At 71.6% G+C, this 15,500-nt stretch carries 12 protein-coding genes; 10 read left to right on the top strand and 2 right to left on the bottom strand.

The genetic code is table 11. The features are described from left to right. Nucleotides 1-21 precede the first annotated feature (21 nt). Genes KKZ08_RS35245 through KKZ08_RS35265 form a run of 5 tightly spaced genes read left to right on the top strand, consistent with a single transcriptional unit; the run spans nucleotide 22 to nucleotide 6,866 of the window. The gene (locus KKZ08_RS35245) at nucleotides 22-1,290 is read left to right on the top strand and encodes a cytochrome P450 (RefSeq protein WP_223778294.1); all 1,269 of its coding nucleotides are present in this window, start codon (nucleotides 22-24) and stop codon (nucleotides 1,288-1,290) included. A gap of 24 nt (nucleotides 1,291-1,314) precedes the next feature. Beyond that, on the top strand, nucleotides 1,315-2,271 hold the full coding sequence (locus KKZ08_RS35250) for a TauD/TfdA family dioxygenase (protein WP_223778295.1): 957 nt from the start codon (nucleotides 1,315-1,317) through the stop codon (nucleotides 2,269-2,271). Between the two features lie 31 nt (nucleotides 2,272-2,302). Beyond that, a complete protein-coding gene (locus KKZ08_RS35255) occupies nucleotides 2,303-3,484 on the top strand; it encodes a pyridoxal phosphate-dependent aminotransferase (protein ID WP_223778296.1) in 1,182 nt (393 codons plus the stop codon). A gap of 8 nt (nucleotides 3,485-3,492) precedes the next feature. After that, a complete protein-coding gene (locus tag KKZ08_RS35260) occupies nucleotides 3,493-5,415 on the top strand; it encodes an ABC transporter ATP-binding protein (protein ID WP_223778297.1) in 1,923 nt (640 codons plus the stop codon). After that, complete coding sequence (locus KKZ08_RS35265; protein WP_223778298.1) at nucleotides 5,412-6,866, top strand: condensation domain-containing protein; 1,455 nt, start codon at nucleotides 5,412-5,414, stop codon at nucleotides 6,864-6,866. The genes KKZ08_RS35260 and KKZ08_RS35265 overlap by 4 nt, the downstream gene beginning before the upstream one ends. 20 nt (nucleotides 6,867-6,886) lie before the next feature. Here the strand turns inward: KKZ08_RS35265 and KKZ08_RS35270 are convergent, their stop codons facing one another. After that, entirely contained in the window at nucleotides 6,887-7,537 is a 651-nt protein-coding gene (locus tag KKZ08_RS35270; RefSeq protein WP_276573924.1) for a response regulator transcription factor, read from the bottom strand. A gap of 212 nt (nucleotides 7,538-7,749) precedes the next feature. Here KKZ08_RS35270 and KKZ08_RS35275 point away from each other — a divergent pair, with 212 nt between their 5' ends. The 3 genes from KKZ08_RS35275 to KKZ08_RS35285 all read left to right on the top strand — a co-directional run bounded on the left by KKZ08_RS35275 (nucleotide 7,750) and on the right by KKZ08_RS35285 (nucleotide 11,014). Further along, nucleotides 7,750-8,709, top strand: a complete 960-nt coding sequence (locus KKZ08_RS35275) for an ABC transporter ATP-binding protein (RefSeq protein WP_223778300.1) — start codon at nucleotides 7,750-7,752, stop codon at nucleotides 8,707-8,709. Between the two features lie 4 nt (nucleotides 8,710-8,713). Continuing rightward, complete coding sequence (locus KKZ08_RS35280; RefSeq protein ID WP_223778301.1) at nucleotides 8,714-9,517, top strand: ABC transporter permease; 804 nt, start codon at nucleotides 8,714-8,716, stop codon at nucleotides 9,515-9,517. Nucleotides 9,518-10,012: 495 nt separating this feature from the next. Continuing rightward, nucleotides 10,013-11,014, top strand: coding sequence for a winged helix-turn-helix domain-containing protein (locus KKZ08_RS35285; protein ID WP_223778302.1), 1,002 nt, complete (start codon nucleotides 10,013-10,015; stop codon nucleotides 11,012-11,014). 29 nt (nucleotides 11,015-11,043) lie between these two features. Here the strand turns inward: KKZ08_RS35285 and KKZ08_RS35290 are convergent, their stop codons facing one another. Further along, nucleotides 11,044-11,502: a flavin reductase family protein gene (locus tag KKZ08_RS35290; RefSeq protein WP_223778303.1), complete on the bottom strand. Its 459-nt coding sequence runs from the start codon at nucleotides 11,500-11,502 to the stop codon at nucleotides 11,044-11,046. Between the two features lie 316 nt (nucleotides 11,503-11,818). Here KKZ08_RS35290 and KKZ08_RS35295 point away from each other — a divergent pair, with 316 nt between their 5' ends. Beyond that, on the top strand, nucleotides 11,819-12,031 hold the full coding sequence (locus KKZ08_RS35295) for an MbtH family protein (protein WP_223778304.1): 213 nt from the start codon (nucleotides 11,819-11,821) through the stop codon (nucleotides 12,029-12,031). A gap of 166 nt (nucleotides 12,032-12,197) precedes the next feature. After that, nucleotides 12,198-15,371 carry an amino acid adenylation domain-containing protein gene (locus KKZ08_RS35300; RefSeq protein ID WP_223778305.1) on the top strand — a complete coding sequence of 1,058 codons (3,174 nt, stop codon included), beginning with the start codon at nucleotides 12,198-12,200 and terminating at the stop codon, nucleotides 15,369-15,371. Nucleotides 15,372-15,500: the final 129 nt, after the last annotated feature.

Here is a 15,500-nt window from a genome sequence, read left to right on the forward strand (position 1 = left end):
CACCGACCCGGGGGTACCGACATGCCGAACGCGGAGAAGCTCCGCAGCGCCGCCAGGCTCCAGTACAAGCGCGCCGTGCTCTGGAGCCACGCGAGGAGGGGCGACCTCGTCTGCCGGCTGATGCTGCACGAGCACCTGGCCGACCCCTATCCGCTGTACGAGGGCATCCGGGCCGAAGGGCCGGTGTACCGGAGCAGGGCCGGAGTCCAGGCCGTGACGGCGCACGAGCTGTGCGGCCAGGTGCTGCGGGACTCCGCGTTCGGGCGCCGCAACGAGGACGCGGGCACGGCGGAGCCCGCCGCAGCCGACGCCCCGGCCGGGGGCGGCAACGCCTCTTTCCTGGACGGTGAGGTGGCCGACCACATGCGGTGGCGACGGCTCGTCGCCCCCGCGTTCCGCACCCGCAAGATCGCCGAGTACCGGCACCGCACCGAGGAGGTCGCCCACCGCCTGCTCGACGCCGCGCTGGACAGGGGCGGCGACTTCGACCTCGTGACCGACTTCGCCTCCCCCCTGCCGATCACCGTGATCAGCGAACTGCTCGGCATCACCGACGTCGACGTGGACCGCTTCGCCCACTACGGCCTCGTGACGGGCCGGGCCATCGACGGGGTCCGCTCGGTACGGCAGGCCACGGAGTTCCGCGAGGCGGCCGGCGAACTCGACGCCATGTTCACCGCCCTGGTCCGCAGGCGCCGCGACGAACCCGGCGACGACCTCGTCAGCGACCTGCTGAGGCCGCAGGGCGACGAGCGGCTGCCCGAACAGGAGATCATCGGCACCTGCCAGCTCCTGCTCACCGCCGGGTTCGAGACCACGACGAACCTGGTGTCCAACGCCGTACTGCGCCTGCTGTCCGACCGCGAGCAGTGGGAGGCCCTCGTCGCCGACCCGAAGCTGGCCCCGGCGGTGGCCGAGGAGTCGCTGCGCTACGACCCGCCGGTGCAGTACTCGATCCGCGTCGTACGCGACACCCTGCACCTCGGCGGAGTGACGCTGCCGTCGGGCACCGTCCTCATGCTCGTCCTCGGCGCCGCCAACCGCGATCCCGACGTCTTCCCCGACCCGCACCGCTTCGACATCACCCGGCCCGACGCGGGCCAGCACCTGGCGTTCCTCAGTGGAGCCCACTACTGTGTCGGCGCCCCGCTGGCCCGGATGGAGGCCGACGTGGCACTGAGCGTCCTGGCCGAGCGGCTCCCCGAACTGCGCCGCGCCGGGCGGCTGCGGCGCCGGCCGACGGCCGCGCTGCGCGGCCTGCTGAACCTGCCCGTCAGCTCCGGACGCTGACCCACCGACCCGGAGGAGATCCCCATGCACCCCGACCCGCAGCAGGCCCCGTTCGTCCTCGGCACCGAGCGCCACCGCACGGTGGCCGACGCGGCCGACTGGATCACGGCGCACCTCGACGACCTGCACGCCCTGCGCCGGGAGCACGGCGCGGTGCTGCTGCGCGGCCTGCCGTTCACCACGGCGGACGAGTTCGCCCTGCTGCGCGACCGCATCGTGGGGCGCCCGGCCGACTACGTGGAGAAGGCGACGCCCCGCAGCGCGTACGGAAAGGGAGTGTTCACCGCCACCGACGTACCCGCCAGGCGGCGCATCCGGCTGCACAACGAGAACAGCTACGCGCTGAGCTTCCCCCAGCTCCTGGTGTTCGGCTGCCTGACCCCGCCCACGGCGGGCGGGGAGACCTTCCTCGGGGACATGCGCGCCATCACCGATCTCCTTCCCGACGCCCTGGTGGGGCGCTTCGCCGACGAAGGATGGACGCTGGTGCGCAACTACTGGGGGTACTACGGGCTGACCTGGCAGGAGGCGTTCGCCACCGACGACCGCGACGAGGTGGAGAAGTACGCGGCGGCGCAAGGGCTCACCACGAGCTGGCACGGTGACCGGCTCACCACCACGCAGCACCGGTCCGCGCTCATCCGCCACCCGGAGAGCGGCGACACCTCCTGGTTCAACCACGTCGCCTTCTGGAGCGAGTGGAGCCTCCAGGACGACGTGCGCGAGCTGCTGCGCGACGAGTGCGGCGACGACCTGCCCTTCCGCACCTTCCACGGCAACGGCGAACCGGTGGACCGGGCCACCATCGAACTGCTCAACGACGCCCACGAGAAGGTCAGGACCGCGGAGCGCTGGCAGCGCGGGGACCTCATGGTCGTCGACAACATACGGCTCGCCCACGGCCGCGAACCCTTCAAGGGCGAGCGCGAGGTCCTGGTGGCCATGGGCGACCCGATCGACCGGGCGGACTGCGAACTGTGAGCGCGGCGGACCGCACCACCAAAGGCCCCGCATGACCCGGCTGTCCCGGCGTACGGCGCGGGTCACCCCGATGGCGCTCGCCGCGCTGCTGCCCGCCGCGCGCGCGGGCGGGGCCATCGACCTCGCCCTCGGCATCCCCCAGGGCGGACCGGCCGAGGCCGCGGTCGAAGCCGCCGTCGCGGCCCTGCGCTCCGGGGGCAACCAGTACGCCGACCCCGCCGGGCTGCCGGAACTCCGGCGCGCCCTGGCGGCGGAACTCACCGCCGTGCGCGGCGTGCCGGTCGACGCCGAGCACGAGATCACCATCAGCGCCGGAGCCACCGAAGGCGTGCTGGTCGCGCTCATCGCGGCCACCGACCCGGGCGACGAGGTGCTCGTCCCGCAGCCCTTCTTCGAGAACCACCCCGGAGTCGTCGAACTGGCCGGTGCCGTACCGCGTTTCGTGCCCCTGACCGACGGCGTCTGGCGCCTCGAAGCGGATGCGCTGGAAGCCGCCGTGACGCCCCGGACCCGGGCGGTGCTCCTCAACAACCCGCACAACCCCACCGGTCGTGTCTTCGACCGGGCCGAGTTCGACGCGCTCACCGCCGTGTGCGAACGGCACGACCTGACGCTGATCACCGACGAGGTCTACGACCGGTTCGTCTACGACGGGCACCGGCACCTGTCACCCGTGGGCGACCTGACGGCCCTGCGCCACCGCTCGGTGGTCGTCGGGAGCCTCTCCAAGACCCGGGCGATGAGCGGCTGGCGGCTCGGCTACTGCCTCGCACCGCCCGACCTCACCGCGGCACTGCGCCGGGTGCACGAGCGCACCACACTCGGCGCGCCCCACCCGCTGCAGCGTGGCGCGGTGGCGTTCGGGCCCACCGACGAGGCGTCGGTCGCCACCGCTCGCGCGCTGTTCCAGGACCGCCGCGACCTGGTGTGCGAGGCGCTGCGCAGGACCGGCTGCACGGTGCGTGCCCCGCAGGGCGGCTGGTTCGTCCTGGCCGGCACGGCCGCGCTGGCCGGTGACTCGGGGGAGCTGGCCCGGCGGCTGGTCGAGGACGCCGGGGTCCTCGTCGCCCCCGGCGCGTCCTTCTTCGCGCCGCCGGAGGCCGGCCACGGCTGGGTCCGGATCGCGCTCGTACGCGACCGGGCCGAGCTGCGCACCGGACTCGACCGCATCGCCGTCCACCTCACCCGCACGCCGATCCCGCCGAGAAGCTGAGGAGACCCGTGGAGAACGGACCGGCGCAGCGAACGCCCTCCCTCATCGGCACGGAGGACTTCGCGAAGCCCACCTGGGCCACCCCGGGCGAGACGGCCGCCCAGCGCAGTGTCACCGCGACCCTGCGTGCCGTCCCCGCCGCCATCACGGCCATCGTGCGACTGTCCTGGCGCGCCTCGCCCGCACTCACCGTCGTCGTGGGCGTGGCCCAGCTGCTCGCCGGTGCCGTGGCCGCGGTCGGCCTGCTCGCCACGGCGAACGTCCTGACCGTCCTGCTGTCCGAGGGGCCCACCCCGGACCGCGTGGTGGAATCCCTGCCGTCGGTGCTCGCCGTCGTGGCCTCGTACGCCACCCGCGCCCTGATGGACAGCGCGGCCACCGTCCTGCAGGGCCGGCTGCGGCCCCGCATCATGGAAGAGGCCCAGGACGCGATGAACAGCGCGGTCGTCGCGGTCGAACTCAAGGCGTTCGACGACCCCAGCTTCCGCGAGCTGATCCGGCAGGGCATACGACGCGGCCTGCCGTCGATCGACCAGAGCATCCGGCTCCTCGCCGAAGCGCTCAGATCGGTGGTGACGATGGCGTCCGCGCTCGTCGCCACCGCCGTGCTGAGCCTGTGGCTGCTGCCGGTCATGCTGCTCGCCGCGCTGGCGGAGATGTGGTCGGCGACCCAGGTCGGCAAACTGGACTTCCTCAGCTTCCTGAGCAACGCCACCCGCCAGTTGCGCATCGGCGTGGTCCAGGACCTCATCGTCAAGCGCGAGTTGGCAGCGGAAGTGCGCGCGTACCGCCTCCAGGACCAGCTCATGGCCGAGCACCGCCGCGTCGCCTCCCAGCTGACCGAGGAGACCGTGCGGCTGGAGACGAAGAAGGGGTTCGTCCAGCTGGTGGGCCGCACCCTCAGCGGTCTGAGCACCGGGCTCGCCTACGTCCTGCTGGGCCTCCTGCTGCACCAGGGGGTCATGCCCCTCGCCCTGGCGGGCACGGCCGTGTTGGCGATGCGCAACGCCAACACCGGGCTCGCGGCCACGATGCGCTCGCTCAACCGGGTGTACGAACTGTCGCACTACATCGACCTCTACCACGGCCTCCTGAGTGACGCCGCGGGCCGCCACCACCCCCCGTGCGCCGCCCTGGCCCCGCACAACCCCACCGAGATCCGCATCGAGAACGTCGAGTTCAGCTACCCCGGCAGCACCCAGCACGCCCTGCGCGACATCAACCTGTGCATCAGACGCGGCGAAGTGGTGGCACTCGTCGGCGAGAACGGGTCGGGCAAGACCACTCTCAGCAAGATCATCGCCGGTCTGTACCGGCCCACGTCCGGCGCGGTGCTGTGGGACGGGGTGGACATCGCCACCACGACCGAGGAGTCGGTCCTCGACCAGGTGGCGCTGATCTCCCAGGAACCGGCCCGCTGGCCGATGACCGCGGGAAACAACATCCGCATGGGGCGCCTGGAGTACGACGACACGTCCAAGGAGCGCTGGCGGCGGGCGGTGTCCGCGTCGGGCGCGGACGAGGTGGTGCGGTCCCTGCCCAAGGGCGAGGACACCATCCTGTCCAAGGAGTTCGTCGGCGGCCGGGACCTCTCGGGAGGCCAGTGGCAGCGCCTCGGCGTCGCCCGCGGCGTCTACCGCGACGCCGCCGTCCTCCTCGCCGACGAGCCCACGGCCGCACTGGACGCCAAGGCGGAGGCCGTCGTCTTCGAGGGCCTGCGCCGCGCCAGCGCCTTGGACGGCGAGGGCACCGGATCACGGACCACGATCCTGGTCACCCACCGCCTGGTCAACGTCCGCAGGGCGGAACGCATCGTCGTCCTGCACCAGGGCCGCATCGTGGAACAGGGCACGCACGCCGAACTCATGGCGAGCGGAGGCCGCTACGCGGACATGTACGCACTGCAGGCCGACGCCTACACCACGGCATGACCGGCACCACCGCGGAAACCCGCCCCGACGGAAGGCCGACCGCCATCACTCCTCTCGACGAGACCGGGCCCGGCGACGACGTCGTGCGCAGCGCGCCGGCCACCTTCGGACAGCGGGCGCAGTGGTACGAGCAGATGGCGGCGCCACCGGAGCGGCGGCACCTGTTCAACCTGTGCCAGTGGTGGAAGCCGGCGGTCCCCGCCGAAGAACCGGCCGTCAGGGCGGCGCTCGCCGAACTGGTGCGCCGCCACGAGGGACTGAGGACGACGCTGGTGGACGACCCGGCGGCGGGCGGGCTGGTACAGCGGGTGCACGAGGTAGGACCGCTGGACGTCCCCGTCGACACCGTCGCCGACCGCGACACGAACATGCTGGAGCACCCGCTGGTCAAGCAGGTCTCAGGGGCGTCATTCGACCTGAGCCGCGACCTGCCCGTGCGGTTCGGGCTGGTACGCGACGGCGACGGGCTCGTCTGGCTGGTCCTCTGCGTGGTCAACCACAGCGCATCGGACGCGTTCGCCCACGCCCTGCTCAGGAGCGAGTTCCACCAACTGCTCGCCGCACTGCCCCGGGAGTGGCGGCAGGACGAGCAGCGCGCCCAGCCCTGCGACATCGCCGCCTCCGAGAACTCCCCGTCGGGCCGGCGCAGGCACCAGCGCACCCTGGCGTACCTGCGTGCGAAGTACCTCGAAGTACCGGTGAGCCCACACGTCCCGGCCGGCGCCGAGGGCATGACGGGCAAGCGGCCCAGGACCATGGTCCGCGTCGACCTGTACTCCACGGCCCTGCGCACCGCGTCCCGCTGGCTCAGGCACGCGGAGCGGGTCTCCCTGGGCGCGCTGGTCCTCGCACCCTTCTGCTCGCTGTTCGCGGCGCATACCGGCCAGGAGCGGATACCGTTCAAAGTGATGGTCACCAACCGGTTCGAACCGGGCACGGGCAGCAGCCTCGCCTGCATGTGCCAGCCCGGTCTGACCGTCCTGCACACGGCGCGCACCGAGACCGTCATGGAGGCGGCACGCCGCTGCCAGCACGACCTGCTGAAGGCGTACCACCACGGCAAGTACGACATCACGAGCGTCGAGCGGCTCTTCGCCGAGGCCGCCGCCGAGCACGGCCCCGTGCGCCTGGAGCGGCTCTTCGACTGCCTCGACAAACAGCCGGGCGCCGTGCTCGACGCCGCCCCGACGCGGGCCGAACTGGAGCCGCTCGGCTCGGACGTGACCTGCTCCGAGCCCTTCCAGGCGCACGGCACCGAACAGACCCTGCGGGTGCGCGGCCGCGGGTCGGACGTCTGGGTCACCCTGCTCACCGACATCGAGGTGCTGCCGGCCGAGCTGGCCCGCCAGTCCCTGCGGGCCGTGGAAGCGGCAGCGGTCAGCAGCTGCCTCGGCCGTCCCCCGAGCGTGGCACACCTCGCCGCGGACTTCGGATTCACGCCGGGAGCCTGATGGCGGACGTCGGACCCGGGTCACCGGTCACGACGGCCGGTCAGGCCCGCCTCGTAGGCCGCGATCGCCGCCTCGACCCGGTTGCGCACCCCGAGCTTGCCGAGTACCGCGCTGACGTGCGCCTTCACGGTGCCTTCCACCAGGTGCAGACGCGCTCCGATCTCGGCGTTCGACAGGCCCGTCCCCAGCAGCGCCAGGACCTCGTGCTCCCGTTCCGTGAGGTCCCCGACGGGGTAGCGGGACGCCCCGTTCGCCATGTGGCCACCGCGGAGCCCCGCGACCACCCGGTCCGCCACCTTCCGCGAGAGGTACGCCCCGCCCGCGGCGACCGCGTGCACCCCCGCGATCAGCTCCCGCGGATCACCCGCCTTCAGCAGGAAGCCGTTCGCACCCTCCTGGAGCGCCCTGGCTATGAAGTCGTCCTCGCCGAAGGTGGTCAGCATGAGCACGGCCGTTCCGGGCAGTTCGCGGTGGATCCGGGCAGCGGCCGCGATGCCGTCGAGCCGCGGCATCTGGATGTCGAGCAGCGCCACATCGGGCCGGTGCCGGCGCACCCCTTGGACGGCCTCGTCTCCGTCGGCCGCCTCGGCGACGACCTCGATGCCGGGGTCCTTCGAAAGGATCGCCCGGACACCCGCACGGATCATGGCCTCGTCGTCTGCCAGCAGCACCTGGATCACCGGTGCAGTATACGGACGCCCACTCTGGCGAGCCGTCAGAAGCGGCCTGCTGATGGCTCATTGGCGAGCCCCCTGACGAAAGTCATGGACGGTGGTGCCGTTGGTAAGGGGAGCCGCTGCCGAACGGCAGATGTGCGCGGGCCGCGCGCTTCCTACGGTTGATCCCGGAACAGGGATTCCGAGGGAACGGACGAGGGAAACACGTGATCACCCTGCGAGGACTGACCAAGCGGTACGGCGACACGCTCGCCGTCGACGGCTTGACGCTGGACATCAAGGAAGGGCAGGTGACGGGCTTCCTCGGCCCCAACGGTGCGGGCAAGTCGACGACCATGCGCATGATCCTCGGCCTCGACAACCCCACCGACGGCGAGGCCCTCATCGACGGCAAGCCCTACTCCTCGCTGCGCCACCCCGTGCGCGAGGTCGGCGCCCTCCTGGAGGCCAAGGCGCTGCACCCCGCCCGTTCGGCCCGCAACCACCTGCTCACCATGGCGCGCAGCAACGGCATCCCGGCGCGCCGCGTGGACGAGGTGCTGGAGACGGTGGGCCTCACGAAGGTGGCGCGCAGGCGAGCCGGTTCGTTCTCGCTCGGCATGTACCAGCGGCTCGGCGTCGCGGGCGCCCTGCTCGGCGACCCCCAGGTCCTCATCTTCGACGAGCCGGTCAACGGCCTGGATCCCGACGGCGTGCGGTGGGTCCGTGAACTCGTGCGGACCCAGGCCGCCGAGGGCCGGACCGTCTTTCTCTCCAGCCACCTGATGAGCGAGATGCAGCTGACCGCGGACCAGCTCGTCGTCATCGGCAGGGGGAAGCTGCTGGCCGACGCCCCCATCGCGGAATTGCTGGCGAGCAGCTCCCGGGCCGGCGTGCGCGTGCGCAGCCCCCACGCCGAGGGACTGCGGGCGCTGACCGAGCAGTTGCTGGCCTCCGAGGGCGCGCGGGTGGAGCCGGCCGGCGACGACGAGGTGGTGGTCAGCGGCTGGACGGTGGAGGAAGTCGGCGACCTGGCGCACCGACTCGGCGTACGGCTGCATGGCTTGAATGCGGTGTCCGCATCACTGGAACAGGCGTACATGGAACTGACGGCGGAGAGCGTTGAATACGGCACGGCGCGCACGGTCTTCGGCGTACCGGCCACCCAGCGGAAGACGGAGGCGTGAGGGAATGGCGACCGTGACACGTACGACACGTGCGGACGCTCCCGAGCGGTCCCGCACGGAGCACACGGGTGGCGGGCTCCTGGGAGCCGTCGCCGCCGAGTGGGGCAAGTTGTGGACGACCCGTACGCCGTACGTCTGCATGGCGGTGGGCGTGGGGCTGACGGCGGTGTTCGCCTTCTACTACGGATCCATCGCGCGGATCAACGACGAGCCGGTGCAGGCGGTCGGCAAGGCGCCGATCGCCTCCGTCATCCTGCTGCAGTTCATCGTCGTCGTCCTGGCGATGACGACCGTGACGAGCGAGTACGCCACGGGCAGCATCCGCACCTCGCTGCAGTGGGTTCCGGTCAGGCACCGGGTGCAGCTGGCGAAGGCGACCGTCACCGGAGCCGTCTCGTTCGTCGGCGGAGTGCTGCTCGGCGCGCTGGGCATGGCCGTGGCGTGGGTCCCCTTCCGCGGGCACGCGTCGTTCGAGACGGGGGAGGCGGTGGTCCAACTGCTGTCCATCGGCGCCTACTTGGCCCTCGTCGCGATGCTCTCGGTCGGTGTCGCCTTTGTGTGCAGGTCCGCCGTCGGCGCGCTGGCCTCCCTCTTCTTCCTGCTGGCCGGGCTGCCGTTCGTCCTGCTCGGGCCGGGCAGCGAGGTGCTCCGGAAGATCAACGACGCCCTCCCGCAGAGCGCGGGCGACCACTTCATGAGGGGGGACGGTGACCCGTACCCCTCGCTGGTCGGCCTCCTGATCGTCCTGTCCTGGGCCGTCGCGGCCCACCTGATCGGCCTGGCCGTGCTGCGTCGACGGGATGCCTGACCGCATTCCGACGCGCTGCCAGGTCCCGGCTCCGGCCGTCACCGTCGATCCCCCGCGGCGGTGGCGGACCGGGCCGTCCTTCTGTCACGCCTATCGCCGTCCCTACGCTGTATGAGGTAGATAAGTAGCCCTGAAATAGTGGTTACCTTTACCGTATTGAGCCCTTAGAGTGTGGACAGTTGAAGCACTTCTCCATGGGGGTGGATGTCGTTGAGTTCCTGGCATCCCGCTCCCGTCGTGCTCCTTGATGATGCGGGGCCGCTCAAGCGGCGTGGCCGCCGGGCCACCGACGGATTCCCCGCACCTCAGCGTGTCGACGTCAAGCCGTTCCGCGGAGGCAGTCGAACTGACGTGCCGTCATGCAGCGGATGTGGCTGACGTGTTGACCGGCATATACCGGCGCGTCCCCGTGGATCGCGCCGATCCTGTCCGCAAGACGTTCGCGTGCGCGTCCGCCGGCCCAGCGGCGGATGCTCGCCCCTGGGGGATCGATCCATGCAGAACGTGCACTTCACCATTGATGACCTCGCCAAACTGAAGATCGTGCCGACGGTGGGTCCCGTTGCGGAGGCGGTCTTCGCGGTCGATCTCCTGAGACGGGGAGCGGGAGGAGCGCCCTTCGCCAAATGGCGCGAGGCGGTCGGTCTCAGGATGCGCCGGGCCCGCTCGTCAGCCGACGCGCTGACGGGGCCGGGCGGACTGCGGCCCCGACCCGCTCCCGAAACCGGGGAGCTGCAGCAGCGCGCCCGGGGCAGCTGGCTGTTCGACCTGGTGTCGTCGGAAGGGGCGGCCGACGACGTCGAATGCCTCGACCCCGTGATGGAGCGGGTCCACGACCTGGGCGTCGCCCCGTACTGGGCACAGGCGCGCACCCATCTCCAGCTCGACCGGGACCGGCGCTGCCGACTCCTGGTCGGTGGCGGGATAGAGCACCTGCTCAGCACGTTACACGCCTGGATCGACTGGTCCCCGCCCGTGCTCACCGTGGCGTCGGGCCGTAAGCAGGAGATCGAGCTGCGGGGCAACGGCCTCGTCATCGTGCCGTCGCTCTTCCTCGCCCAGCCGATGGTCTTCGCGGACCCCGCGGGAACGGACCGGGCACCCGTGCTGGTCTACCCGGCACCGCTGGACCTCGACACGGCGGACAGCCTGTGGAGCGCCGCGAGGGCCGGGGACCGCGCCCTGGCCGCCCTCGTCGGCCGGACCAGGGCCAAGGTGCTCCAGGCGCTGACCGAGACGTGCAGCACCAGCGAACTGGGCCGCAGGCTCGGCATCTCGCCCGCCGCGGCCAGTCAGCACGCGACCGTGCTGCGCGAAGCCGGCCTGGTGACCAGCCGAAGACGGTCGAACACGATGCTGCACTCCCTCACGGCGCTCGGTTCGGCCCTCGCCATGGTCGGCGGCCCTGCCCTTGACTCCGGCAGGGCCGAGCCCGCGCGCACCACGTGCGGAGCCGCGCGCACCACGTGCGGACCGGGGCCGGGCGCCCGCGCCTGAACGGCGTCACCCGCCCAGCGGGGCGGCCGTCAGCCGGACGGCCACCCCGCGTACTGGCGCAGGCCGTACAGCAGAGGCCGGGGCGGACCGGAAGCGATCCGCACCCCGGTCACTTCGGCGAAGACCACCCGGTGGTCGCCCATGCTGTCGTACTGCCGCACCGTGCAGTCGGCGATCGCGTGGGCCCCGTCGGTCAGATGCGGGACACCACTGCCCGGACCGGGTGTCCAGGCCACCCGGTCGAACCGGTCGGGGGCACCGGAACTGAACAGTTCGGAGGTGTCCCGGGCGTCCTCGTGCAGCAGGTTCGCCGCGAAGACGCCCCGCTCCAGAACGGCCTTCAACGTCGGGCTCGCACTCCTGATGCAGACCAGCAGCACCGGTGGCGAGAGGGAAACGCTGCACAGCGACGTGCACGTCATGCCCAGGGGAGTCCCGTCCGGCAGGGCTGTGGTGAGGACGGCGACCCCCGACGGGAAGCACGTCATGAAGGAACGGAACTCACCGCTCGTCGCTGTGGCGGGATGCGCGGTGTCCACGTTCGCGCCGCCTTTCCACGGGCCCGGGCGCTCTCCCGGGGTGTCGGTTCACTGTGGCAAGCGCGCCCACCACTGTCACGGATTTTCACCGGTGGTGAATGACTGAGGCGACGGCTCCGGCTCGCCTCCTCCGCCATCATTAAGCCGTTCCTGAATCCCCGCCGGAATTCCCGTCAGCCGGTGATCCGGCACACCGGGATTCGTACACTTCGGTCCTGTGTGCCGCGCAAACCCGCGCGTGAAGAAGGAGCGAAGGAGCCGGACCATGAGCGTAAATCCCTTCGAGGACCCCGATGGCACCTACCTGGTTCTGGTGAACGACGAAGGGCAGTACTCCCTTTGGCCGACGTTCGCCGAAGTGCCCGCCGGGTGGACGGTGGCCCTCGAATCGACGGACCGCCAGTCGGCACTCGACTACGTCAACGAAACCTGGACCGACATGCGCCCCAAGAGCCTCATCGAGGCCATGGGTGGCTGAAGGCCGCGGCAGCAGGACGCCAGCTGGTGAGTCACAGTCCGCACGTTCGGTCGGGCCACGGGCGCATCCGCCCGGAGACGGGGGTTGAGGCATGTCCAGAGTTCATCGTCCTGCGCCGACACGGATACCCCGGTGGGTCGCCCCCGGCGGAGGAGCACCGGCCGCGGTGCGCGAGCTGACGGTGCGACTGCCCGCCGGCCGGACCCCGGCCGACGCCGCGGTCACGGGGCCGACGGCACCAGCGGAGACCCTGCGCCTCGCCGTCCTGACGAAGGTGCTCAGCGCGGTCACCGCCGAGAAGACCGTCACGGTCGGGTACTTCCCCGCTGCCGCGCCGGGCGGGTCGACGACGCCGCACACCCTGACGGTCCGGATACCGGACGGGTCCTGGCACGGTGTCGTGGCGGCGGTGGCGGCGGTGGCCGCGGAACGGGAGCAGGTGCCCGCCGACTGCCGGGCGGACCCCGGCGCCACCCCGCACGACATCGTGCTCGACCTGCGCCCCCCGGCCGCAGCGGAGGACCCCGAGGGGCCCACCCCGCTCGCGCCGGACACCGCGCTCCGCGTGACGTGGGCAGCGCACGCCACCCGGCCGCGACTGCGCCTGCAGTACCGCACGGACGCCATCGACACGACGTACGCGGCTCGGCTCGGCGCCTACGTCCGCACGGCCTTCGAGCAGCTGACCACCGACCCGGACGCCGCGCACCACCTGCAGGACCTGCTCTCCGACGAGGAGCGGGAGCACCACATCACCGGCCTGGCCGGTCCCGTCCTGCCCCTGCCCGATGCCATGTTCCCCCAGCTCTTCGAGGCGCGGGTGCACGCCCATCCGCATGCGGCCGCCGTCTCCCACGGCGAGACCACATGGGACTACGCGAGCCTCAACGCCGCGGCGAACCGCATCGCCGCCGCACTGCTGGCGCAGGGGCTGCGGTCCGAGGACGTGGTGGCCGTGGTGATGGACCGCACGCTGCCGTGGGCGGCCGCCGTCCTGGGCGTCCTCAAGGCCGGCGGAGCCTATCTGCCCGTACGCCCCGACTTCCCGGCACGGCGCGTCGCGACCCAGCTCGACCGCAGCGCGTGCCGGTTCGTCCTCGGCCAGGGGTCCGCGCGGCCGCTCCTCGCGGACACCGCCGAGGTGTCCGGCCGTGCCAGGACCTGCCTCCTCGTGGACGACCTCCTCCAGGACGGCGCCGACGCCCCGGACCCCGGCGTCGAGATCCGCCCCGACCAGCTGGCCTACGTGTACTTCACCTCCGGATCCACCGGCGCACCCAAGGGCGCGCAGTGCGAACACGCCGGAATGGTCAACCACCTCCATGCCAAGATCGACTCCGTCGACCTGCACGAGGGCGACGTGGTGGCGCAGACCGCCTCCCAGTGCTTCGACATCTCCCTGTGGCAGCTCGTCGCACCGCTCCTGGTCGGTGCGTCGGCGCGCATCGTGGACACCGAAACCCAGCTCGCCCCCGAGCACTTCCTCGCCGAACTGGACCTGGCCGGGGTATCCGTCGCACAGCTGGTGCCCTCGTACTTCGAGATCCTGCTCGGCGAGCTGGAACGCCGGCCCCGCGACCTCGGGGTGCTGCGCTCGATCTCCATCACCGGCGAGGCACTCAAGCTCGACCCGGTCCGCCGCTGGTTCGCGGTCCAGCCGCACGTGCAACTGGTCAACGCCTACGGGGCCACCGAAGTCAGTGACGACACCATGCACGAAGTACTCACCGCGCCACCGGTCCGCGACTTCGTCTCGGTGGGCCGCTCGCTGCGCAACGTCCGCACCTACGTGCTCGACGAGCACGGACGGCTGGCGCCCCTGGGCACACCCGGCGAGATCGTCTTCGCCGGCGTGTCCGTCGGACGCGGCTACATCAACGACGCGGAGCGCACCCGGCAGGCGTTCGTCACCGACCCGTACGTGCCGGGCGAACGGATGTACCGCACCGGAGACTTCGGCCGCTGGCTGCCCGAGGGCACCATCGAGTTCCTCGGCCGCCGCGACCAGCAGGTCAAGATCCGCGGCTACCGGATCGAGATCGGCGAGATCGAGAACAAGCTGCGCGCCGCGACGGGCGTGCGGGACTGCGTCGTCCTCGTCGAGCACACCACCGGCACGGAGAAGAGCCTGGTCGCGTTCGTCGCGGCCGGGAAGCACGTCGAGGAGGAGGCACTGCACCGCCATCTGGCGGCGCTGCTCCCCGCGTACATGGTCCCCTCGCCCATCCACCGCCTGGACGCACTGCCGCTCAACGAGAACGGCAAGGTGGACAAGCAGGCGCTCGCGGCGCTCGCGCAGACCCTGGGGCACGCGCAGGGCTCGCAGGCCACCCCCGAGACCCCCACCGAACAGCGGCTCGCCACGGAATGGGCCGAGGCACTCGGAATCCCGGTCGAACGGATCGGCCGCCGCGACCACTTCTTCGACCTGGGCGCCACCTCGCTCACCGCCGTACGCCTCGTCGTCAAGCTCGACCGGGCCATCTCGCTCAAGCAGCTCATCAGCACGCCGGTACTCGCCGACCTCGCCCGGCTCATCGACTCCGGCGCGGCGGCCGAAGCACCCGGGCACGATCTGCTGCAACGGCTGGCGGACCCGGTGCCGAACGCGGTGGCCACCTTGGTCTGCTTCCCTTACGCGGGCGGCAACGCCGTGAACTTCCAGCTCCTGGCCAAGCGGCTCGCCGAGCGTCGCATCACGGTCCTCGGCGTGGAACCATCCGCCCGCGACTTCACCGGAACCGCGGAACTCCCCCAGGACGTCGCGCAGATCGCCCACCGCGTCCACGACGAGGTACGACGCGACGTCACCGGCCCCGTCATGCTCTGGGGACACTGCGCCGGCAGCGCCCACGCACTGGCGACCGCACGGTTGCTGGAGGCGAGCGGAGCCGAGCTGACCCGGGTGTTCCTGGGGGCGATGCTCCTTGACCCGGTGGCCGTCCTGGAGGCGGAGACGACCGAGGTCAGCGCACTCAGCGCGGCCGAGATCACCCAGCGGCTGCTGGCGGAGAGCGCCTACGTGGAACTGGACGGGCTGAAGCCCGAACGCGCCGACCTCGTCGGCACGGCGTACCGCCACGACGTGTGCACCACCAACGCCCACCTGCTGGCCCTGCACGAGGACCCGCAGGCGCACCGTCTCAACGCCCCCGTCCACGTGGTCCTCGCGGCGGACGACCCGTCCACCGAGCGGGGTCCGGAGCGCTACCGGGACTGGAAGGTCATCGCCGACCAGGTCGAGCTCCATGAACTCACCGAAGGCGGACACTATTTCACCGGCACCCGGCCGCAGGAGACCGCGGACATCATCGGCGGCGCAGCCGCGGCGAACGGCTGAGCGCAGCCCACCGAATACCCCCCGGGGATTCCTCCGCCGCGCCCCCGGCGGCCCCGATCCATTCCCGTAAAACCACGGATTTCGGCGCTTCCTGAAAGTCTTGACGCGCTCTTCAAAGGGCAACTAGCT

This window comes from Streptomyces sp. 135 (genome assembly GCF_020026305.1).
Classification (GTDB): domain Bacteria; phylum Actinomycetota; class Actinomycetes; order Streptomycetales; family Streptomycetaceae; genus Streptomyces.